The following is a 22,441-nucleotide window of genomic DNA, read 5'->3' as shown; positions in this document are numbered from 1 at the left end:
CCTTGACGTTTGGCGCATGGGCGTGCGGCTCCTACGGCTGATCAAGCCGCAACGCTCAGGCGAGCTGAGCAAGATGGACGGATTGTAGGGAGCAGCGAAAGATCACAAAAGGGTGCTCGCAGGGAATTCCCACGCTAAAGGAGGCCACGCGATGGCGCGCGGCAAAAAAAGAGGCGGGCTGCGGGCCGCTTTATGGATCTCCAAGGACCCGCAGGGGGTCGGCAGGGATCTTCCGGGGTCTGCTTGGACCTGCCGGGAGCGTGCCGGGAGCTGACGGAATCAGCGGAGATCCGCAGGGATCCGCGGGGATCCGCGGGGCTCTACACGGAGACGGTCGGCCAGGTCATCCGGATCACGCCGCCGCGGTCGCCGTCGATCACCTCGACGTCGTCGACCAGGCCGCTGATCACGGCCAGGCCCATCTCGCCCTCGTCCTCGGCGGCGTCGTCGGTGGGCGGCCCGCCGGTGGCGCCACCGCCGGTCGCGTTGCCCGGGACCTCGTCGACGACCTCGATGGAGAACTTCTTCTCGTCCTCGTTGAGCAGCACGCGCACCGGCTCTTCGACGCCGTTGTTGCGGTGCAGTCCGACGGCCCGGCTGCAGGCCTCGCCGACCGCCAGCCGGACCTCGTCCAAGGACGCCTCGTCCACCCCCGCCCGGCGCGCCACCTGTGCGGCCACGAGACGTGCGGTGCGCACGTGCTCGGGCTGGGCGCTGAAGAGCAGTTCTACGGTGGGCATGGGGCTTCCCCCTCCGGTCCTGTGGTTGGGCATCACAGGGGCCCGGACGGTGATCCGTCCGGAGCCCCTCTCGACGAGCGTCAGTCGGTCGCCGCGACTGCCTCGTCGACCGAGGTGTGAATGGGGAACACCTTGGTCAGACCGGTGATTCGGAAAATCTTCAGAATCCGCTCCTGGTTGCAGACCAGGCGCAACGATCCTTCGTGCGCACGTACCCGCTTGAGCCCGCCGACGAGCACACCCAGGCCGGTCGAGTCGAGGAAGTCGACTCCCTCCATGTCCACGACGAGGTGGTAACTCCCGTCGTTCACGAGCTCCACGAGCTGCTCACGCAGCTTGGGGGCGGTGTACACATCAATCTCGCCGCCGACCTCGACGATCGTGCGATCGCCGACGGTTCGGGTCGACAGGGACAGGTCCACTGATCCTCCAGCACCTTGCATCGACGCGGCGCCCCCCTGGGGCCTCCACCGAAACGTTATCGGTAGGGGCGACTCCTCCACCGACAGGTGGGGGAAGGAGTTGCGCCGCGATGGCATTCAATCACTTCGCGGTGGGCCCGCACGACGCCTTACTGCGATTGTCAGTCATGCCGGTGACACACTGAGTGCCGATGGCCCAGGATCAACTTCCGCAGTCGGCGCACGGCCGCCCGTCCCCACGGACCGCTTTGGAGCGGCTCGCCGAGGGGGCGGACCGCGCCGTACGCATCACCCATACGGAGCACCTGCCCCCGCGGGTCGGACGTCATGCATCCTGGCCGGAGGGCATCCGACCGGAGGTCATCGACGCGATTCGCGCCGCGGGAATCGACCGTCCGTGGGAACACCAGGCGATCGCAGCGGCGCACGCGCTGCGCGGCGAGTCGGTGGTCGTGGCCACCGGCACCGCCTCCGGCAAGTCGCTGGCGTACCTGGCGCCGGTGCTGAGCGCACTGCTGCCGGAACAGGGCGGCGAACCGGGTGAACCGGGCGTGTCCGGCGCCGGGCGCCGTCAGGTACCGGCACAGGGCGGGCGGGCGGCCGCGGGGGCCGGGCGTGGCGGGACCGCCGCGGCCGGGCGCGCCGGGGCCGGGGCGGCCGGTGCCCGGGGGCCCACCGCGCTCTACCTCGCCCCCACCAAGGCCCTCGCGGCCGACCAGCGCCGCGCGGTCAGCGCGCTCGCCGCCCCGCTCGGCACGGCGGTACGGCCGGCGGTCTACGACGGGGACACCCCGTTCGAGGAACGCGAATGGGTCCGCCGGCACGGCACCTACGTCCTGACCAACCCGGACATGCTGCATCGCGGCATCCTGCCCGGACACGCGCGCTGGGCCTCCTTCCTGCGCGGCCTGCGCTACGTCGTCATCGACGAGTGCCACACCTACCGCGGCGTCTTCGGCTCCCACGTCGCCCAGGTGCTGCGCCGCCTGCGCCGGATCTGCGCCCGCTACGGCGCCGAGCCGGTCTTCCTGCTCGCCTCCGCGACCGCGGCCGAGCCCTCCCAGGCGGCCACCCGCCTGACCGGCCTGCCCGTCGCCGAGGTCACCGAGGACACCTCGCCCCGCGGCGAAGTCGCCTTCGCGCTGTGGGAGCCGCCGCTGACCGAACTGTCCGGCGAGCGCGGCGCCCCCGTCCGGCGCACCGCCACCGCGGAGTGCGCCGAACTCCTCACCGACCTGGTCCTCCAAGGCGTACGGACCGTCGCGTTCGTCCGCTCCCGGCGCGCCGCGGAACTCGTCGCGGTCATCGCCCAGGAACGCCTCGCCGAGGTCGACGCCTCACTCCCGCAGCGCGTCGCCGCCTACCGCGGCGGCTACCTCCCCGAGGAGCGCCGTGCCCTGGAACGCGACCTGCACTCCGGCCGCCTGCTCGGCTTGGCGTCCACCTCCGCACTCGAACTCGGGGTGGACGTCTCCGGCCTCGACGCGGTCCTGCTGGGCGGCTATCCGGGCACCAGGGCCTCGCTGTGGCAGCAGGCCGGGCGGGCCGGACGCGCGGCCCAGGGCGCCCTCGCGATCATGGTCGGCCGCGACGACCCGCTCGACACGTATCTCGTCCACCACCCCGAGGCGATCTTCGAACGGCCCGTCGAGTCCACGGTCCTCGACCCGGACAACCCGTACGTCCTCGCACCGCACCTCTGCGCGGCCGCTGCCGAGCTGCCCCTCACCGACGCCGACCTCGAACTCTTCGGGCCCGAGGCCGCCGACCTGGTGCCGCAGCTGGAGAAGCGCGGGCTGCTGCGCCGCCGGGCCACCGGCTGGTACTGGACCCGCCGGGAGCGGGCCGCGGACCTCACCGACATCCGCGGGGAGGGCGGCACCCCGATCCAGGTCGTCGAGGAGGGCACGGGGCGGCTGCTGGGCACCGTGGACGCCTCCTCGGCCCACACCACCGTCCACGAGGGCGCCGTCCACCTCCACCAGGGCCGCACCTACCTGGTGCGGCACCTGGACCTCGGCGACTCCGTCGCCCTGGTCGAGCGCGCGGATCCCTCGTACGCCACGATGGCCCGCGACACCACCGACGTCCGCGTGCTGTCCACGGACATCGAGGAGCCCTGGGGCGAGGCCCGCATCCACTTCGGCTCCGTCGAGGTCACCCACCAGGTGGTGTCCTACCTGCGCCGCCGGCTGCTGACCGGCGAGATCCTCGGCGAGTCCAAACTCGACCTCCCTCCGCGCACCCTGCGCACCCGCGCCGTCTGGTGGACGGTCACCGACGCCCAACTCGACGCCGCGGACATCCACCCCGAGGAACTGCCGGGCGCCCTGCACGCCGCCGAGCACGCCTCCATCGGTCTCCTTCCGCTCTTCGCCACCTGCGATCGCTGGGACATCGGCGGGGTGTCCATACCGCTGCACGCCGACACCGGTCTGCCCACCGTCTTCGTCTACGACGGCCACCCCGGCGGTGCGGGCTTCGCCGAACGCGCCTTCCGCACCGCCCGCGGCTGGCTCGCCGCCACCCGCGAGGCCATCGCCTCCTGCGAGTGCGACCACGGCTGTCCCTCCTGCGTGCAGTCGCCCAAGTGCGGCAACGGCAACGACCCGCTCGACAAAGCCGCCGCCGTCCGCCTCCTCGACTGCCTGCTCGCCGCCGGCGAAGACCCGCAACCGCAGCCGTAGCCCGCTGCCCGGGTGCCGTCGCTCCGCCAAGCCGAGCGACGGCAACGCATCCCCCGGCGCACCCGGCACCGGCTCCGACGCCTGCCCGGCCCGCGACCTCACCCGCGCTCCCCCGACCTCGGCGACGACGTCGGACACCTCACCCGCCACCGCGCACGCGCGCAGCACCGCACCCTGCGCGGCCGCCACCCGCCGGGCCAGCCCGCACGCCGCCTGCTCACCCTCAAGGGCGTGGTCGGCGGCAGCGAGAGCCGCCAGATCCGCGGCACCGCCCGCACGATGCCTCGCCACCACCGCCCGACCCATCAGCGCCACCACCGCGAAGACAGCCAGCAACACCGCCATCAGCCCCAGCGACCACACAGTGGCCGATCCCCGGTCCCGTCTCACCGCCCACCACCGCCCACCGTCGCCTCGTCCAGCGCGGCCGCCTCCGCCGTCAAGGTGACCGGGAACCGCGGCCGGGCAACGGTCACCCGCACCCGCACCAACCCCCCGCCCCGGGTCACCCGCACCTCCGCTCCCTCGGGCGCCGCCGCTCGGGTGACCCGCACGACATCCGCCCCGCTCTCCGACCGAGCAGCGGCGCGCGCCCCGGCCCTCGCGGCGTCCACACAGCGGATCTGCGCGGCCGCCGCCATCAATCCCCACACCAGCAGCCCGGCCAACGCCACCAGGGTCGGGATCACCACGGCCGCCTCCGCCGTGACGTACCCCCGGTCCCCACGGCCGACCGGTCCGGCGCGCCGGGGTCGCATCGACCGCTCAGAACGGCGCATGGAGTGCCTTCTCGATCACCGAGGTCATCGCCGTCCGCACCGGCCCGCTCGTCACGATCTTGTACAGCACCGCCGCGAACCCGCAGGCCGCGATCGTGCCCACCGCGTACTCCGCCGTGCTCATCCCCGCGTCGGCCACCGCCCGGCACCGTCGGACCCGCGCGGCCCACCACGACGCCACCCGTACCGCCCTCTTCTGCTTCGCCATTGCCTTCTCCTTCTGGTTCCGTGACCGACGGCGCTCCTGGCGGCGTCGGTGCTGTCGACTGCTGTCCTGCTCATCTGTCATGGCTCGTCCGCGCCCTCGCGCACTCACCGTTCATGCACTTTTGCGAGATCCATTGCTGTTTGCCCTGTCGCGGGCCGGTACGTGGGGTGGTGTGTCTCCCCGCCCAACTCCCGGTTCCTCCGCGGTGGTTCTCCCGGTGCGGCCCGCCGAAGCGGGCGTCCGTCCGCTGTCCCGCGGCCGGTCTCACCCACCTCCTGCGCCCATCGGGCCTCCCAGGACCGCCCCTGCCAGCCCCATCACCACGGGGGCGACTCCGATCAGCAGGAAGGCGGGCAGGAAGCACACGCCCAGGGGTGCAGTGGCCAGCACGGCCGCCCGACGCGCCCGGGCGAGCGCCGAACGGGCATGCGCGGCGCGGTAGTCCACGGCCAGCCGGGCCATCTCCGCGACCGGCGCGCTGCCCGTCGTGGACGCTCGGGCCAGGCAGCGGCCCATCGCGCGCGCCGCCGGCAGCCGGCCGAACCTGCCCCAGGTCTCCGAGGGATCTCCGCCGAGCCGCAACTCCGCCTCCGCCCGCAGCAGCGCGACGCCCAACGGCCCGTCCAGGCACCGCCCCACCGCCCCGGCTGCTTCCCCCGGCGTGGCTCCCGCCGCCAGGCAGGCGGCCATCAGGTCTGCGCACAGCGGCAGTTGGCCGAGGTCCGGCCCTGCCTCGACCGCGCGTCCCGCCGCGGCAGCACGGCGACGGGCGAGCGCCATCCGCATCCCGACGCCCGCGAGGATCCCGACCGCTCCGCCAGGCAGCCCACCCACGAGGACGGCAGCACCGAGCGCGGCAGCGACCACCGGCAGCCAGGTCCGCCCGGCACCGCGCGCTCTCCCCCGCCACTCCCGCTTCGCCCTCGCCGGCCTCGGCCCCTCCAACACGCCCCGCAACCTGCGTACGCCGCCGCCCCTCGGCTCCTTCCGCACCATCACTCCCGCACACAGGGCCGCCAGCACGGACGCGGTCATCCCCAGGCTGTGGACACTCGCGCCGCTCATGACCGCCTCCCCTCCCCGACCGGCTCCGGCACCGACCGGGTGGACGACGAAGCCGTCCCGTCCGGCCGACCGTTCGCGCAGCCCGGACCGCCCTCCGAGCCAGGCGGCGGACCGCCCTCCGCCGCCCGGATGATCCGCGCCGTCCATGCCAGCCCGGCCCACTCCAGGAGCACGCCCGAGGCCAGGCAGGCCATTCCGGCGGGTGTGTGCAGGAGCACCAGCGCCGGATGTGCCCCCAACGCCGTGCCGAGCACCAGTCCGAACACCGGGAGCAGCGCCAGCAGCACCGCCGTCGAGCGCGGTCCGGCCAACTGAGCCCGGAGATCGTCGCGTTGGTCCTCCTCGGCCCGCAGCGCGGCGGCGACCCTGTCCAGGGCCGCGGCCAGACCGGCGCCGCCGTCCACCGCGACCTGCCAGCACGCAGCCACCGCTCCGAGCCCGTGAGCGCCGGGACCGCCGCGCGCAGCGCTCCGCAGCGCTCCCGGCACGTCCCCACCGAACCGGGCCGCGGACAGCAACAGACCCGCGATCCGGCTCAGTTCGGGCGAGGCCGGCCAGCCGGCCGACTGCACCGCCTCCGTCAGCGCCGCATGCGGCGGCCGCCCGGCCCGCAGATCGCCCGCCACGGTGCCGCAGAGCGCGCTCACCGCGGCCGACGTCCGCTCGGCCGCCGCTCTCTCGGCTCGGGTGCGCAACGCGCCCCGCACCAAGGGCACTCCGGCCGCTCCCGCGACCAACGGCACCGCCGACCACGTCACCATCGCCAGCACTGCTCCGGCGGGAAGGCACAACCACTCCGGACCGCGCCGTCCCTGCGACACACCGGTCCACCCGCCTACCCGGTGCCCGGCAGCGCCGCCTTCGCGCCCCCGTCCGCCCGGCCGCCGGGAGTGGCGAGCACCGGCAACTGCCCCGCGCGATCTCCCCCACCGGCCCGGCCACCAACCGCTCATGCGTTTCCACCCGCGTCGCGCCATGTGGTCCCACCACGCTCTCCACCCCTCAACTCGGCCTGAAACAGGGCCAGGAGGGGCGTGAGAGCCCTTCAGCAGGCCGCACACGCGGCGGCGGCGCCCATGCCGCTGCAGAGCCGCCCAGGCGGGCACGCAGGCCACCAGAAGCGCGGCCCACAGGACAACCGCGGGGGTCACGGCCGGAGCCGCCCACACCGAGGCGACGGGCGTCAGGGCCCCGTACGTCGTCGCGCTCATGACGCACCCACCGCGCACAGATCCATCAGGCGCTGCCAGCCCGCGCCGCGTTCGAGTCGGCCCTCCGCATCCCGCAGGAGCGCCGGAACGGTGCCGACCAGGCCGTCGGGGCGGCGGCTCAGCACGTGGATCTCGGCCACCCTGCGACGGCCGGCCACGTCCCGCACCAGGTGGACGACGGCCGACAGAGCGGCCGACAGCTGGCTGTGCAGCGCCGCCCGGTCCAGGCCCGCGGTCGAGCCGAGCGCTTCCAGACGAGCGGGGACGTCTGCCGCGGCATTCGCGTGAACGGTCCCGCAGCCGCCCTCATGGCCGGTGTTGAGCGCACCCAGCAGATCCAGCACCTCGGCGCCGCGCACCTCCCCGACCACGAGCCGGTCCGGCCGCATACGCAGCGCCTGCCGGACCAGGTCCCGCAAGGTGACCTGACCGGCGCCCTCCTGGTTGGCGGGCCGGGTCTCCAATCGCACGACGTGCGGGTGGTCCGGGCGCAGCTCCGCGGAGTCCTCGGCGAGGACGATGCGCGCCGCGGGATCGACCAGGCCGAGCAGGCAGCTCAGCAAGGTGGTCTTCCCCGATCCGGTGCCCCCGCTGATCATGAACGACAGCCGTGCGTGGAGCATCGCCCGCAGCAGCGCCGCCGTCTCCTCGTCCAGCGTGCCGGCCGCGACGAGCTCGGCGAGGGTGAAGGCGCGGGCCCGGACGACGCGCAGGGAGAGGCAGGGCGAGCCGACGACGACGGGTGGCAGCACCGCATGCAGCCGGGTTCCGTCCGGGAGCCGTGCGTCGACCCAGGGCCTGGCGTCGTCGAGGCGGCGTCCGGCGGTCGTGGCCAGTCGCTGGGCGAGGCGGCGCACCGCGGTGGTGTCGGCGAACCCGATCGGGCTGCGCTCAAGTCCGCGGCCCCGGTCGACCCAGACCTGGTCAGGGGCGTTGACGAGGATGTCGGTGACATCGGGGTCGGCCAGCAGGGGCTCGAGGGGGCCCGCGCCGACCAGTTCGGAGCGCAAGACGGCGACCACATCGAGCACTTCGGAATCCCCGATCAGGCGTCCCTGCGCGCGCAATGCGGCGGCGACGCGGGCCGGGGTGGGTTCTCCGCCGTGCTCGGCCAGGTGAAGCCGGACCGCGTCGAGGAGTTCGGCGCTCATGCCGCCACGCACCCGGTGGCCGCCAGCGCCTGTCCGAGGAACGCGCTGCTGAATCGGGCGAGGGGGCCGCGCGCCACCGAGCCCGGTGGCGCGCCGCCGGACAGCGGATCGGCGAGGGCGGGCTCGGGCGGCAGCTCACCGGCAAGCGGCAGGCCGATCAGCCGGGCGATCTCGCGGCCGTCCAGACCGGTGCCGAACGGGCCGCGGGCGACCACCCGCAGATCCTCGAGCTCCAGGTCGAAGGCCGCCGCCACCCGGCATCCCGCGGCCACCGCGCGGAGTTCGGCGGGCACCACCAGCAGCCCTACGTCGACCTGGGCGAGTGTCTCGGCGACGGTGTCGTCCACCCGGCGCGGCAGGTCGACGACGACCACGCCGCCGCGCCGCCTGGCCGCACCCAGCACCGACCGCATGGCCCGGGGCGGGATGAGCACGGACGTCCCCCGGTCCCAGCTCAGCACGCTGAGCGAGCCCAGCCGGGGCAGCGACTCCTCCAGCACACCGCTGTTGACCCTGCCGCGGGAATCGGCGAGATCGGGCCAGCGCAGCCCGCCGGTGCGCTCCGCACCGAGCAGGATGTCCAGGCCGCCACCGAGCGGATCACCGTCAACGAGCATGGCGCGCAGCCCAGTTCGGGCCGCGGTGACCGCGAGACCGCAGGCCAGGGTGCTGGCGCCGGCTCCGCCGCGACCGCCGACCACGCCGATGGTCAGTGCGGGCCCGTCGCCGCCCTCGGCCACGTCGGCGAGGCGGTCCACCAGCCAGCTCTCGGCCGTCGGCAGGAAGAGGACGTGGTCGGCTCCGACCGCGACGGCCTGGCGCCACGCCTCGGAATCCGTCGAGTCGGGGCTACCGCGGCTGATCAGCAGCACGCCCTTGCGACGGCCGGCGCCGCGGACCCTCTCGCACGCCTCCGCCCCGAGCAGGACCAGTGGGGCGCTGTCCCAACTCTCCGCGCGCGGGGGTGCGGTGAAAACGACTTCCGGTTCCGCGCCGGCCGCGGCGCACAGTCTGAGCAGATCATCGAGGAGGCTTTCGTCCTCGGTGACAATCAGCGGTCCGCGCGTGCCTTCGGCAGCGGCGAGCGCTCGGTCGGTTGCGTTGGTTCGCGTCATTTCCCTGTCCCCTGTGGCTGGTCGTGCGAGCACGGCGTGCTTCGCCTGCGATCAGCTTGGGACAGGAAGTGGAATTGAGATGATCTTGGTCGGAATCTGTGGATAACTCGGCGATTGTGGATAACTCCACCACCCGGAAGGGTGAGTTCCACGGAGCCGGGAGTCGATTACCGAACGTGACGCGTTGTACGCGTCGAAACGTACACACATGCGAAGGAGCGGGAGCGACATGGACATGCAGGGCGTTGCAGCAACCCCGGGCCGAAGCGCCCACATACATCCGGACATGCGACGACCCCCGCCGGGGGGGAGAGCGGGGGTCGTCCCCACGGTCCGACTCGGGGGGGAGGAGCCAGACCGGGTTAGCACGGTCGCGAACGATCCGTGACTTCCATGGTGTACCCGACGGCCCTCTCAGGCAAACCCACGCGCCGAACCCTTACGCCGAATGGTGGTTGCCTATGCTCGTCCCGTGGAAAACCACCTGCCACCGCGCACCGCAGCGTTCTTCGATCTCGACAAGACCGTGATCGCCAAGTCGAGCACCCTCGCCTTCGGGCGGTCCTTCTACCACGGCGGGCTCATCAACAGGCGAGCGGTATTGCGTACCGCATATGCCCAGTTCGTGTACCTCCTCGGCGGCGCGGATCACGATCAGATGGAAGGTATGCGCAAATACCTCTCCGATCTGTGCCGCGGCTGGAATGTGCAGCAGGTCCGCGAGATCGTCGCGGAGACGCTGCACGAGCTGATCGACCCGATCATCTACGACGAGGCCGCCTCGCTGATCGAGGAGCACCACGCCGCCGGCCGCGACGTGGTGATCGTCAGCGCGTCCGGGTCCGAAGTCGTGGAGCCGATCGGGGAGATGCTGGGCGCCGACCACGTCGTGGCCACCCGGATGGTCGTGGCCGACGGCGCGTACAACGGGGAGATCGAGCACTACGTCTACGGTCCGGAGAAAGCCGAAGCCATCACCCGGCTGGCGGAGTCGGAGGGCTACGACTTGCAACGGTCCTTCGCCTACAGCGATTCGGCTACCGACATCCCCATGCTGGAGTCCGTCGGACATCCGTACGCGGTGAACCCCGACCGGGCGCTGCGGAAGGAGGCCGTCGCCCGCGACTGGCCGATTCTCACCTTCAGCCGCCCGGTGCGCCTGAGGCAGCGCATCCAGTCGCTGCCGATGCCGCCGCGCCCGGTCCTGGCCGCGGCCGCGATCGGCGCCGCGGCCGCCACCGCGGGGCTGGTGTGGCTGGCCTCGCGGCGCCGTCGCCCCCTGCCCGTCTCCTGAACCACCCGGACGGACCATGCGGGAGGGACCCCAGGGACCTGCGGGGTCGGAGCGACGACCGAAATGCCCCGGTTGGCGGCAAAAAGTAAAAAGTGCAGCGAGGGGTTCCGCTACCTGCCGGTCGGGAGTAGAAAAGAGTTAGCGGCCCGCGAGACCACGGAGTTCCGAGAGGAAGACCGCAGATCGGTGTTGGCCCCACGGACCGGGCACGAAAACCGGGCACCCACGCGTAGCCGACCCGCCAACCGGGCCAGCCCCACCAGGAGCGGGCAAAGTCCCCGCCCTGATCGGCAACTCTCGCGCACGCACTGGTAACTCGGCGGACGTGCTTGCGGCGGCACCTTCGGGTGCCGCCGCGTCCTCGTTTCAGGCGGCGCCGCGCTGCAGCGCCTCGCAGACCGCGACGCTCTCCCGTACACCGAGCTCGAGCGCCCGCCCACAGTGGCCGATCCACTCGGCCATCCCCTCGGGGGTGCCGGAGACGTATCCCTCCAGGGCCTTGAGATAGCCGGCCAGGCCCAGCTCGGCGTGGCCCACCTCGGCCGGGCAGATCGACTTCGGGTCCAGTCCGCTGCCGACCAGGACGGTCCGCTCGGCGGCCCGGGCAACGGGGCCGTTGAAGGAACCGAAGGGGCGCAGGCAGAGCAGTTCACCGTGCACGACGGCTCCCACCACCAGCGCCGGCGCCGCGGAGCCGGACCGCAGCAGGTCCGCCAGCCCATCGAGCCGCGCGGCTACCTCGGACGGTTCGGGCAGCGGGATCTGTTCGAACCCGACCGACGACTCCGCCACCGGTTCACCGGCCAGCCGGGGCCGCCCGACGGTGGGCTCCGGAGCGGCTCCACCCGCCGCGACCAGGTGCAGCCGCGCCAGTGCCTGCACCGGCGACTGCCGCCACACTCCGAGGAGTTGCCCCGCCTCGGCCGTCAGCCGCAACGCGGCACCGACCGTACGGGACTGGTCGTCGGCCGAGAAGTCACTGCGACGGCGTACTTCCTCGAGTGACCAGTCGGCGCCGGCCAGCGCCGCGGACGCCCGGGCGCCGCGCAGTGCCGCCTCGGACGCGACCTCGCCGGCCCGGCGGCGCATCACCCGGTGGCCGTAGACCCGGTCCACGGCCTGGCGCACGGACTCCACCGCCTCGGGCACGCCGGGAAGCGCGGCCAGCACGGCCAGCGGGTCCGGCTGCCCGGAAGCGGGAGAGGGAGCAGCGTTCGTAGCCATGTCCACGACCCTAAGGCCCTCCGTGGCGCGAAAAGGCCACGATCGAGTGGCCTTGCCCACTCACCGTCAGTTGCTGCTCGGTGGGGCCCCTACGCTTAGCGAACATGAAGATCGCTTTCGTTGGGAAGGGCGGCAGCGGTAAGACGACGCTGTCCTCCCTGTTCATCCGCCATCTCGCCACAACCCGCGTCCCCGTCGTTGCGATCGACGCGGACATCAACCAGCATCTCGGTGCCGCGCTCGGTCTCGACGAGGACGACGCCGCGGCGCTGCCCGCGCTCGGCGCGCACCTGCCGGAGATCAAGGAGTACCTGCGCGGGGCGAACCCCCTCATCGCCTCGGCCGACAGCATGATCAAGACCACTCCGCCGGGGCGCGGTTCCCAACTCCTGCGGCTCGGCGAGGACAACCCGGTCCACTCGGCGTGCGCCCGCACGATCGCCTTCGATACCTGCACCGACAAGGACGCCGCGGCGGGCAGGAGCGGCGCCGGCAGCGCGCGGCTGATGGTCACCGGCCCCTTCGCCGAGGCCGACCTCGGCGTGGCCTGCTACCACTCGAAGGTCGGAGCCGTCGAGCTGTACCTGAACCACCTGGTGGACAGCCGCGACGAGTACCTGGTGGTCGACATGACCGCGGGCAGCGACTCCTTCGCCTCGGGCCTGTTCACCCGGTTCGACCTGACCTTCCTCGTGGCCGAGCCAACCCGGAAGGGTGTCGCCGTCTACCGCCAGTACAAGGAGTACGCCCGCGACTTCGGCGTCGGCCTGGCGGTGATCGGCAACAAGGTGCACGGGGAGGACGACCTCGCCTTCCTGCGGGCCGAGATCGGCGACGACCTCCTGGTCGCCGTCGGGAACTCGGACTGGGTGCGGGCGATGGAGAAGGGCGGCCCGCCCCGCTTCGAACTGCTGGAGGAGCCCAACCGGCAAGCACTGCGCACGATGCACGAGCGGGCGGATCGGTCGTACGAGGCCCGCGACTGGGACCGCTACACCCGACAGATGGCGCACTTCCACCGCCGGAACGCCGAGAGCTGGGGCAACGCCAGGACCGGCGCCGACCTCGTCGCCCAGATCGATCCGGGATTCACGCTGAGCGAGAGCCCGATCAAGATGTCGACCGCACTCGCTCATTGACCGCAGGGTCACTCCCCATCACGCGAGTCCAACTCACCTCCGCGCAGCACAATTCACTCGAAAGACGGAAATAGCACAGGGATTCGGGCTCCATACTTCACTCTCCGCAATCGCTCCATTACCCTCCATTTACAGATGCTTGGGAGTGTCGAGGGAATGAGGAGTGGGGAGTCCATGAGAAGCCTGCGGCCTGATCTGTCCGCGTCGATCACCGTTTTCCTGATCGCCGTGCCCCTGTCGCTCGGCATCGCGCTCGCGACCGGAGCCCCCTTGCAGTCCGGTCTGGTCGCGGCAGCCGTCGGCGGCATCGTCGCCGGGTCGCTGGGCGGAGCGCCGCTACAGGTCAGCGGCGGTGCCACCAGCCTGGTCGTGGTGACCGCGGGCCTGGTCGACCGCTACGGCTGGCGTGCCACCTGCGCGATCACCGTGCTGGCCGGCCTGGCGCAGTTGCTGCTCGGCGGGCTGCGGGTGGCCAGAGCCGCGCTCGCGGTCAGCCCGGCCATCGTGCACGGCATGCTCGCCGGCATCGGTATGGTCATCGCGGTCGGCCAACTGCACGTCGTGCTCGGCGGCACCCCGCAGATCTCCGCCGTCGCCAACCTCGCGGCGCTGCCGGAACAGTTGGTGCACGCCCATCGCACCACCCCGGTCATCGGAGCCCTCACCCTGGCCGTGCTGATCGGCTGGCCGCGGCTGCGCGGCCGGGCCCGGATGCTGCGTGCGGTGCCCGCACCGCTGGCGGCGATCGCGCTGGCCACCGCGGCGAGCGCGGCATGGTCGATGCCGCGGGTGGAGTTGCCCCGTTGGAGCGCCCCAGGACTGCCGGCCGTCCCCGGTGGACCCGTGACGGCCGTCGTCGCGGCGGTCCTGACCGTCACCCTGGTGGCAAGCATGGAGTCGCTGCTGTCGGCCGTCGCCGTGGACGCCCTCCAGAGCAAGCGCCCGGGACCGCACGCACCGCCGGCCCGCCTCGACCGCGAACTGCTCGGCCAGGGTGCCGCCAACGTCATGTCCGGTCTGCTCGGCGGCCTGCCGGTGGCGGGCGGCGCGATGCGCGGCTCGGCCAACGTCGAGGCGGGCGCGCGCACCCGCCGGTCCACGGTGCTGCACGGCGTCTGGGTGCTGTCGTGCGCGGGGCTCGCGGCGGGCATCCTGGAGCAGATCCCGCTCGCGGCGCTCGCCGCTCTGGTGATGCTGGTCGGCATGCGCATGGTCAGCTTCGCGCACATCCGACACATCCAGCGCCACCGGGAGTTCCCGGTGTACGCGGTGACCCTCGGCACCGTGGTGGTCTTCGGCGTGCTCCAGGGCGTGCTCGCCGGCATCGCCGTCGCGGTCGTCCTCGCGCTGCGCAGCCTCACCCACACGCGGGTCAGCGTCAGCGCGGAAGAGGGGTGCCACCGGGTGCGGGTCAGCGGGCAGTTGACGTTCCTCGCGGTGCCACGGCTGACCAAAGCGCTTGCCGAGGTCCCGGCGCAGGCCAGCGTGATGGTGGAGTTGGACGGCTCGTTCATGGACCACGCCGCCTACGAGGCGCTCAACGCCTGGTGCACGCGGCACCGTTCGCGCGGCGGCCACGCGATGCTCGGCGACGCGGCCGGCCGGACCGTCAGCGAGCCGGTCAGCTCTCACGCGTGCCGGCCCTGGACACCATGGCGAAACCACCACTGCACCCGGCCGGTGGCGGCCCCGGCGACCAGTGGCGGCCAACTCCTGGGCGGGGTCAGCAACTTCCAGCGCCACACCGCGCCGCTGGTGCGGGACGAGCTGGCGAGACTCGCGCGGGAGGGCCAGAGCCCCGGTCACCTCTTCCTGACCTGCGCCGACTCCCGGCTGATCACCAGCATGATCACCTCCAGCGGACCGGGCGACCTGTTCACGGTCCGCAACGTCGGCAACATGGTGCCGCCGCCCGGTTCCGACGATTCCTGCGACTCGGTGGCCGCCGCCGTGGAGTACGCCGTCGATGTGCTCCAGGTCTCCGGCATCACCGTGTGCGGGCACTCCGGATGCGGGGCGATGCAGGCTCTGCTCGGCTCCGATCACGAACCGGGCGCGCAGACCCCGCTGGCCAGGTGGCTGCGCCATGGCCGACCCAGCCTGGCCCGCCTCGCCGGCGACAGCACCGACAGCGGCCGGGCCCCCGCTCATGACGCCCCTATCCCCGCCACCCCGGCCGTCACCATGCCGGCCGCCGTCCCCTCCCTCGCCGACCGCCCCGTGGCCGACGACCAGGAACGCCTCGCGCTGGCCAACGTCATCACCCAGCTGGAGCATCTGACGGCCCATCCGCGCGTGGCCCGCCGGGTCGTCGACGGCACCCTCCAGTTGCACGGGATGTACTTCCACGTCGCCGAGGCGCAGGCGTACATCCTGGACCGCCCGACCGGGGTGTTCACCGCGGTGCTGCCCGAAGCCGCCGCACCCGGACCGCCCGCGGACCCTCCCGGCGAGCCGGCCGCCACCCTGATCACAAAGGTCTAAACCATTTCTCGATGAGCTCTTGTCAGGGTGCGCCAGGACTGATGAGGTAGTGCCGGGACATCTGGGACACCCTGACAAGGAGCTGGCGTGAGCAGCAACGAGAGCCTGGCCAACCTGCTGAAGGAGGAGCGGCGGTTTGCTCCCCCGAAAGAACTGGCCGCGGCGGCCAACGTCACCGCGGCCGCGTACGAACAGGCCAAGGCCGACCGGTTGGGCTTCTGGGCCGAGCAGGCCCGTCGCCTGACCTGGGAGACCGAGCCCACCCAGACGCTTGACTGGTCCAACCCGCCGTTCGCCAAGTGGTTCGCCGACGGGCGGCTCAACGTCGCGTACAACTGCGTGGACCGACACGTCGAGGCAGGGCACGGCGACCGCGTCGCCATACACTTCGAGGGCGAGCCGGGCGACACGCGGGCCGTGACGTACGCGGAGTTGAAGGACGAGGTGTCCCGCGCCGCCAACGCCCTGACCGAGCTCGGCGTCGGCAAGGGCGACCGGGTCGCGGTCTACCTGCCGATGATCCCTGAGGCCGTGGTGGCGATGCTCGCCTGCGCCCGGATCGGCGCCGCGCACTCGGTGGTCTTCGGCGGCTTCTCCGCCGACGCGGTCGCGTCCCGGATCGACGACGCCGACGCCAAGCTGGTCATCACCGCCGACGGCGGGTACCGCCGGGGCAAGCCGTCGGCGCTCAAGCCCGCGATCGACGACGCGGTGGCCCGCACCCCGCAGGTCGAGCACGTCCTGGTGATCCGCCGCACCGGGCAGGACGTGGCGTGGACCGAGGGCCGCGACGTGTGGTGGCACGAGATCACCGGCCGGCAGTCCACCGAGCACATCCCCGAGGCGTTCGAGGCCGAGCAGCCGCTGTTCATCCTCTACACCTCGGGCACCACCGGGAAGCCGAAAGGCATCCTGCACACCTCGGGCGGCTACCTCACCCAGGCCAGCTACACCCACCACGCCGTCTTCGACCTCAAGCCGGAGACCGACGTCTACTGGTGCACCGCCGACATCGGCTGGGTCACCGGGCACTCGTACATCGTCTACGGCCCGCTTTCCAACGGCGCGACCCAGGTGATCTACGAGGGGACGCCCGACACCCCGCACCAGGGCCGGTTCTGGGAGATCGTGCAGAAGTACGGCGTGACGATCCTCTACACCGCGCCGACGGCGATCCGCACCTTCATGAAGTGGGGTGACGACATCCCCGCCGGCTTCGACCTGAGCAGCCTGCGCGTTCTCGGCAGCGTCGGCGAGCCGATCAACCCCGAGGCGTGGGTCTGGTACCGGGAGCACATCGGCAGCGGCCATACCCCGATCGTGGACACGTGGTGGCAGACCGAGACCGGTGCCATGATGATCAGCCCGCTGCCCGGTGTCACGGAGACCAAGCCCGGCTCGGCGCAGACCCCGCTACCCGGCATCTCGGCCACGGTGGTGGACGACGAGGCGAACGAGGTGCCCGACGGTTCCGGCGGCTACCTGGTGCTCACCGAGCCCTGGCCGTCGATGCTCCGCACCATCTGGGGCGACGACCAGCGGTACATCGACACCTACTGGTCCCGCTTCCCCGGCCGCTACTTCGCCGGCGATGGCGCGAAGAAGGACGACGACGGCGACATCTGGCTGCTCGGCCGGGTCGACGACGTGATGCTGATCTCGGGCCACAACATCTCCACCACTGAGGTCGAGTCCGCGCTCGTCTCGCACCCCAAGGTCGCCGAGTCCGCCGTGGTCGGCGCCGCCGACGAGACCACCGGGCAGGCCATCGTCGCGTTCGTCATCCTGCGCGGCACCGCCGAGGACAGTGCCGAACTCGCCGGAGAACTGCGCGACCACGTCGGGAAGACCCTCGGCCCGATCGCCAAGCCCAAGCGCATCCTGATCGTCTCCGAGCTGCCCAAGACCCGGTCCGGCAAGATCATGCGCCGCCTGCTGCGCGACGTCGCGGAGAACCGCGCCCTGGGTGACGTCACGACGCTCACGGACTCCTCCGTCATGGACCTCATCCAGAGCAAGCTGCCCTCGGCGCCCAGCGAGGACTGACCCCGGAAGTCCCGCACAAGCACACCGCCGCACCCCCGGAACGAACGGTACGACCGGCACGACCCCTCGAAGGGCGCCCTCACTCCTATGAGTGCGGGCGCCCTTCGCGCTTCACTCCTCCGGGCTAATCCGATCCCCCCTCACCCCGCCAACGCGACAAGACTGGTGGACGCGCCGGTACGTCTGGTCGGCACACAGGAGACCTGTGTCCCCGCAGGCATCGACGCCCAGGAGGCCGCGCCCGTGACCGAGCAGTCACCCCGCCGCTCCTCCGTGCTGCTCGACCGCCTCCCCCTGCCCGAACGGAACTTCGTCGCCGACGCCCTGCGCACCGAGACCGTCGGCGGCATCCTGCTGCTGCTCTCCGCCGTCGTCGCCCTCATCTGGGCGAACACCCTCCACCACAGCTATGAGACCGCCTCCGACTTCCACTTCGGCCCGTCCGCGGTCGGCCTGTACCTGTCCGTCGCGCACTGGACCGCCGACGGCCTGCTCGCCGTGTTCTTCTTCGTCGCGGGGATCGAACTCAAACGCGAGCTCGTCACAGGCGAGTTGCACGAACCGGCCAAGGCGGCGCTCCCCGTCGTCGCGGCCGTGTGCGGCATGGCCCTCCCCGCGGTCGTCTACACCGTCGTCAACGTCGCGGGGGGCGGCTCCCTCAAGGGCTGGGCGGTGCCGACCGCCACCGACATCGCCTTCGCGCTGGCCGTACTCGCCGTCCTGGGCACCGCGCTTCCCTCCGCGCTGCGCGCCTTCCTGCTCACCCTCGCCGTCGTCGACGACCTCCTCGCGATCCTGATCATCGCGATCTTCTTCACCTCCGACCTCGACTACGCGGCGCTGGCCGGCGCGGTGGCGTGCCTGGTGCTGTTCTGGCTGCTGCAACGCGTGGCGGTGCACGGCTGGTACGTGTACGTCCCGCTCGCACTCGTCACTTGGGCGCTGATGTACAACAGCGGTGTCCACGCCACGATTTCGGGTGTCGCCATGGGCCTGATGCTGCGCTGTACCCGCCGGGAGGGCGAGGAGCAGGCACCCGCCGAACGCATCGAGCACCTGGTGCGGCCGCTGTCGGCGGGCCTGGCCGTCCCGCTGTTCGCACTGTTCGCGGCCGGCGTGTCGGTCTCCGGCGGTGCGCTCGGCGACGTGTTCCGCCGCCCCGAGACGCTCGGCGTCGTCCTCGGCCTGGTCTTCGGCAAGACGCTGGGCGTGTTCTGCGGCACCTGGCTGGCCGTCCGCTTCACCCGCGCGAAGCTCAACCCCGACCTGAGCTGGCCGGACGTTCTCGCCCTCGCGACCCTGTCCGGGATCGGCTTCACCGTCTCCCTCCTGATCGGCGAACTCGCCTTCGCCGCCCACCCGCGGCTCGCCGACGAGGCCAAGGCCGCCGTCCTGGTCGGCTCCCTCATCGCGGCGCTACTGGCCGCGGTTCTGCTCAAACTCCGCAACAACAGGTACCGCGCGCTGACCGCGGAGGAGGAGCGGGACGACGACGAGGACGGCATCCCCGACATCTACGTGCAGGACCGGTTCGCCTACCACGTACGGATGGCCGAGATCCTGGAGCGCAAAGCCGCCGAGCACCGCAGGCTCGCCGCACTGGCGCGGCAGGACAGGGACGCGGGCGGCCCTGACGGCGCGTAAGGCATGATCGGGGCAGACGTTCACTTGACCGGACCACCACGACCCGCAGCGAAGCGGCGCAACAACCACGGAGGACTCGATGAGCCCAGCCTCGAACGGTGACGAGCGCAGCCTCGGCGAGCTGTTCTCCGCTGCCACGGCAGAACTGTCCGCCCTGGTGCACGACGAGATCGCGCTGGCCAAGACCGAGATCAGGCAGGACGCGAAACGTGCCGCGGTCGGCAGCGGCGCCCTGATCATGGCGCTGGCCGCACTCTTCTTCGCGGTGCCGGTCGGCAGCGTGGCGGCCGCGCTGGGCATTCACGCGCTGGGCATCACCCTCGGCTGGTCGTTCTTCATCGTGTTCGGCGCTTATCTGCTCATCTTCGCGGTGCTCGCACTTCTGGCGTACGGCCGGTTCAAGAAGGTGAAGAAGCCGGAGCGCTCGATCGACTCGGCCAAGAAGACCGCCGCGGTCCTCCAGAAGGCGAAGCCGCACGCGCGCCCGGTCGAGCCGCAGGACGCCAAGCCGGTCGGCGCAACGGCCGCGGCGCCCGCGCTCGAATCGAAGATGTGACACGCTCGTCAGCATGAACCTCGCCGCCAGGTCGCCCAACCAGCCCAACCGGCCCAGCCCGGTGCAGGACGGAACCGGCCGAAGCGGCCCGGAGCGCGGCCGAGGCGTGCAGGTCCCCCGCCTCGACGGTCCCTGGACCCACCGCGACGTGGCCGCCAACGGCGCCCGCTTCCACATCGCCGAGGCCGGCGACGGCCCGCTCGTGCTGCTCCTGCACGGCTTCCCGCAGTTCTGGTGGGCCTGGCGGCACCAGCTCACCGCGCTCGCCGACGCGGGCTTCCGCGCGGTCGCGATGGACCTGCGCGGGGTGGGCGGGAGCGACCGCACGCCCCGCGGCTACGACCCCGGCAACCTGGCGCTCGACGTGACAGGGGTGATCCGCTCCCTCGGCGAACCCGATGCCGCGCTGGTCGGCCACGACCTCGGCGGCTACCTCGCGTGGACCGCCGCGGCGATGCGGCCCAAGCTGGTACGGCGGCTGGCGGTGTGCTCGATGCCGCACCCACGGCGCTGGCGGGCCGCGATGCTCACCGACCTGCGGCAGAGCCGGTCGGGCGGCTACATCTGGGGCTTCCAGCGGCCCTGGGTGCCCGAGCGCCAACTCGTCGCCGACGACGCCGCGCTGGTCGGCAAGCTGATCCGGGAGTGGTCGGGCCCGCAGCCGCTGGACGAGGAGTCCATCACCGTCTACCGCGAGGCCATGCAGATCCCGTCCACCGCGCACTGCGCCGTGGAGCCGTACCGCTGGATGGTGCGATCGATGGCCCGGCCCGACGGGCTCCAGTTCAACCGGCGGATGAAGCGCCCGGTCCGGGTGCCCACCCTGCAGATGCACGGCTCACTCGACCCGGCGATCGGTACCAAGAACGTGGCGGGCAACGGGGAGTACGTCGAGGCGCCCTACCGCTGGCGGCTCTTCGACGGCCTCGGGCACTTCCCGCACGAGGAGGACCCGGCGGCGTTCTCGGCCGAGCTGATCAACTGGCTGAGGGACCCGGAACCGGACCGCTGAGGACCCGGACGGAACCGCCGAGTGACCCGGACCGGACCACCGAGGCCGCGGTACGACCATCCGATGATCGTCATATTGCCGGGCGCATAAGCCAATCGGTCGACCCGAGCGCGATTACCGACCAAGAGGCGCGGGCACGTAGCTCGGTATGGGTTGGACGCACGACTACCGTGACGTATCACGCACGCACCGCGGCTTCACCGCCTCGGATCAGGCTGTCCGGATGACCCTGCTCCCCACGGGGGCAGGCCGGCTCGGCATTCCCCGCATACTCGGCCGTCGGGCGCGCTGGGTCAGCGCGCGGCTCCGCCATGTGAGGGACTGAGCCCCCACCGCCTCACCGCACGCGGCTGACCGTACACACCTCTTCACCTCGGGTTCGCCTCGGGTCGCACGTCACAGCGCGCATCCCTGGGTGTCGACCTGCCGGTCCGCGGTACGCCCCGCCGTGACGTCCGGCGCCACCTCGGCTGCGGTCAGTGCGTACCCCGTGTGGGAGTCGTCCAGGGACTTCGCGAAGACCACACCGGCGACCTTCCCGTCGGTGCTCAGCAGCGGCCCGCCGGAGTTCCCCTGCCGGACGGTCGCGTACAGCGAGTACACGTCGCGGTGCACGGTGCCGCGGTGGTAGATGTCCGGCCCGCTGGCCTTGATCCGGTCCCGGATACGCGCGGCACGTACGTCGAAGGGGCCGTTCTCCGGGAATCCCGCCACGATGGCGTCGTCCCGGCTGTGCTCGCTCCCCGTGGCGAACTGCAGGGTCGGCGCATCCAGTCCGGGCACGTCGAGGACCGCGATGTCGCGCTGCCAGTCGTAGAGCACCACCCGGGCGTCGTGCAGCCTCCCCTTCCCGCCGACCTGCACGGTGGGTTCGGAGACGCCGCCGACCACGTGCGCGTTCGTCATCACCCGGTCCTTGGCGAACACGAAGCCCGAGCCCTCCAGTACCTTCCCGCAGCTCGGCGCGGTGCCGACCACCTTCACGATGCTGCCGCGGGCGTCGGCGACCGCGGGGCTGCCGACCAGTGCCGGGTCAGGGGCGGGCACCGACGTGATCGGCTCGGAGCCGAACGTGCCGAAGACCTGCGGCAGGCCGTTCTGCGCGAGGGTGTCGCTGAAGTTGGTGAACCAGGTGTCGGCGGAGGGCGGCACCACCTGGGACACCCCGAGCAGCACCTTCGAGGACCGCACCTCGCGGCCTATCGTCGGCAGTGTCGTGGTGGCCAGGGCGCTGCCGATCAGCCATGCGACGAGGAGCATCGCGAGCACGTTGACCAGCGCCCCGCCGCTCGCGTCCAGCGCCTTGGCGGGCGACCAGGTGATCCGGGTGCGCGCCTTGTTGCCCAGGTGCGTGGTGAACGCCTGACCCACCGACGCGCTCACGATCACGAGGACCACCGCGGACATCACCGCGACCGAGCCCGGGGTGGCGCTGTCGGTCGCCTTGTCCCACAGCAACGGCAGCAGGTAGACGGCGGCCAGGCCGCCGCCGAGGAAGCCGATCACCGACATGACGCCGACGACGAAGCCCTGCCGGTAGCCGATCACGGCGAACCACACGGCGGCGAGGATGAGCAGGATGTCCAGCACGTTCACGGGGAACACGTTCTCACGTCGGCCTGAGCGTGCGGGGGCGTACGCCCCTGCCGGATCGATCGGCACAT

18 protein-coding genes and 1 pseudogene are annotated in these 22,441 nt (G+C 72.1%); 8 read left to right on the top strand and 11 right to left on the bottom strand.

Annotation, left to right across the window (positions count from 1 at the left end; all coding sequences use genetic code 11):
• Nucleotides 1-320: 320 nt before the first annotated feature.
• Together C4U44_RS38695 and bldG are read right to left on the bottom strand one after the other, a co-directional pair.
• The gene (locus C4U44_RS38695) at nucleotides 321-740 is read right to left on the bottom strand and encodes an ATP-binding protein (protein ID WP_103890812.1); all 420 of its coding nucleotides are present in this window, start codon (nucleotides 738-740) and stop codon (nucleotides 321-323) included.
• 80 nt (nucleotides 741-820) lie between these two features.
• Entirely contained in the window at nucleotides 821-1,162 is a 342-nt protein-coding gene (bldG, locus tag C4U44_RS38690) for an anti-sigma factor antagonist BldG (RefSeq protein ID WP_031520166.1), read from the bottom strand.
• 191 nt (nucleotides 1,163-1,353) lie between these two features.
• Between bldG and C4U44_RS38685 the strand changes: the two genes are divergently transcribed.
• A complete protein-coding gene (locus C4U44_RS38685; protein ID WP_146088453.1) occupies nucleotides 1,354-3,849 on the top strand; it encodes a DEAD/DEAH box helicase in 2,496 nt (831 codons plus the stop codon).
• Between the two features lie 81 nt (nucleotides 3,850-3,930).
• Here C4U44_RS38685 and C4U44_RS38680 read toward each other — a convergent pair.
• The 7 genes and pseudogenes from C4U44_RS38680 to ssd form a co-directional block, all read right to left on the bottom strand.
• A pseudogene (locus tag C4U44_RS38680) lies at nucleotides 3,931-4,239 on the bottom strand (Rv3654c family TadE-like protein); the annotation flags it as partial.
• Entirely contained in the window at nucleotides 4,236-4,628 is a 393-nt protein-coding gene (locus C4U44_RS38675; protein ID WP_103890810.1) for a TadE family type IV pilus minor pilin, read from the bottom strand. The gene C4U44_RS38675 and the pseudogene C4U44_RS38680, both read right to left, overlap by 4 nt.
• Nucleotides 4,615-4,836, bottom strand: coding sequence for a DUF4244 domain-containing protein (locus tag C4U44_RS38670; RefSeq protein WP_103890809.1), 222 nt, complete (start codon nucleotides 4,834-4,836; stop codon nucleotides 4,615-4,617). Before C4U44_RS38670 ends, C4U44_RS38675 begins: the two co-directional genes overlap by 14 nt.
• 264 nt (nucleotides 4,837-5,100) lie before the next feature.
• Complete coding sequence (locus tag C4U44_RS38665; RefSeq protein ID WP_103890808.1) at nucleotides 5,101-5,901, bottom strand: type II secretion system F family protein; 801 nt, start codon at nucleotides 5,899-5,901, stop codon at nucleotides 5,101-5,103.
• Nucleotides 5,898-6,662 (bottom strand): type II secretion system F family protein, encoded by a 765-nt coding sequence (locus C4U44_RS38660; protein WP_407642951.1) that lies wholly within the window; start codon nucleotides 6,660-6,662, stop codon nucleotides 5,898-5,900. The genes C4U44_RS38665 and C4U44_RS38660 overlap by 4 nt, the downstream gene beginning before the upstream one ends.
• A gap of 446 nt (nucleotides 6,663-7,108) precedes the next feature.
• The gene (locus C4U44_RS38655) at nucleotides 7,109-8,263 is read right to left on the bottom strand and encodes a TadA family conjugal transfer-associated ATPase (RefSeq protein ID WP_103890807.1); all 1,155 of its coding nucleotides are present in this window, start codon (nucleotides 8,261-8,263) and stop codon (nucleotides 7,109-7,111) included.
• Nucleotides 8,260-9,378: a septum site-determining protein Ssd gene (ssd, locus tag C4U44_RS38650; RefSeq protein ID WP_103890806.1), complete on the bottom strand. Its 1,119-nt coding sequence runs from the start codon at nucleotides 9,376-9,378 to the stop codon at nucleotides 8,260-8,262. The genes C4U44_RS38655 and ssd overlap by 4 nt, the downstream gene beginning before the upstream one ends.
• Before the next feature lie 448 nt (nucleotides 9,379-9,826).
• Here ssd and C4U44_RS38645 point away from each other — a divergent pair, with 448 nt between their 5' ends.
• Nucleotides 9,827-10,672 carry an HAD family hydrolase gene (locus C4U44_RS38645; RefSeq protein ID WP_103890805.1) on the top strand — a complete coding sequence of 282 codons (846 nt, stop codon included), beginning with the start codon at nucleotides 9,827-9,829 and terminating at the stop codon, nucleotides 10,670-10,672.
• A gap of 366 nt (nucleotides 10,673-11,038) precedes the next feature.
• On the opposite strand, the gene C4U44_RS38640 is transcribed toward C4U44_RS38645, so the two are convergent.
• A complete protein-coding gene (locus tag C4U44_RS38640) occupies nucleotides 11,039-11,896 on the bottom strand; it encodes a Fic family protein (RefSeq protein ID WP_103890829.1) in 858 nt (285 codons plus the stop codon).
• 104 nt (nucleotides 11,897-12,000) lie between these two features.
• Here C4U44_RS38640 and C4U44_RS38635 point away from each other — a divergent pair, with 104 nt between their 5' ends.
• From C4U44_RS38635 to C4U44_RS38610, 6 genes are all read left to right on the top strand, one after another.
• Complete coding sequence (locus C4U44_RS38635) at nucleotides 12,001-13,035, top strand: ATP-binding protein (protein ID WP_103890804.1); 1,035 nt, start codon at nucleotides 12,001-12,003, stop codon at nucleotides 13,033-13,035.
• A gap of 174 nt (nucleotides 13,036-13,209) precedes the next feature.
• Entirely contained in the window at nucleotides 13,210-15,519 is a 2,310-nt protein-coding gene (locus C4U44_RS38630; RefSeq protein ID WP_235032663.1) for a bifunctional SulP family inorganic anion transporter/carbonic anhydrase, read from the top strand.
• A gap of 87 nt (nucleotides 15,520-15,606) precedes the next feature.
• Nucleotides 15,607-17,565 (top strand): acetate--CoA ligase, encoded by a 1,959-nt coding sequence (acs, locus tag C4U44_RS38625; RefSeq protein WP_103890802.1) that lies wholly within the window; start codon nucleotides 15,607-15,609, stop codon nucleotides 17,563-17,565.
• 243 nt (nucleotides 17,566-17,808) lie between these two features.
• The gene (gene nhaA / locus C4U44_RS38620; RefSeq protein WP_235032662.1) at nucleotides 17,809-19,209 is read left to right on the top strand and encodes a Na+/H+ antiporter NhaA; all 1,401 of its coding nucleotides are present in this window, start codon (nucleotides 17,809-17,811) and stop codon (nucleotides 19,207-19,209) included.
• A gap of 79 nt (nucleotides 19,210-19,288) precedes the next feature.
• Nucleotides 19,289-19,765 carry a phage holin family protein gene (locus tag C4U44_RS38615; RefSeq protein WP_103890800.1) on the top strand — a complete coding sequence of 159 codons (477 nt, stop codon included), beginning with the start codon at nucleotides 19,289-19,291 and terminating at the stop codon, nucleotides 19,763-19,765.
• A gap of 13 nt (nucleotides 19,766-19,778) precedes the next feature.
• Complete coding sequence (locus C4U44_RS38610; protein WP_103890799.1) at nucleotides 19,779-20,777, top strand: alpha/beta fold hydrolase; 999 nt, start codon at nucleotides 19,779-19,781, stop codon at nucleotides 20,775-20,777.
• A 396-nt stretch (nucleotides 20,778-21,173) separates the two neighbouring features.
• Here C4U44_RS38610 and C4U44_RS38605 read toward each other — a convergent pair whose 3' ends face one another.
• A complete protein-coding gene (locus C4U44_RS38605; protein ID WP_103890798.1) occupies nucleotides 21,174-22,373 on the bottom strand; it encodes a MarP family serine protease in 1,200 nt (399 codons plus the stop codon).
• Between the last annotated feature and the right edge of the window lie 68 nt (nucleotides 22,374-22,441).

Source organism: Actinacidiphila yanglinensis (assembly GCF_900107965.1).
In the GTDB taxonomy this organism is placed as follows: Bacteria; Actinomycetota; Actinomycetes; order Streptomycetales; family Streptomycetaceae; genus Actinacidiphila; species Actinacidiphila yanglinensis.
Note: the sequence above shows the minus strand (reverse complement) of the source record. Positions and strands in the feature narration are given on the sequence as shown.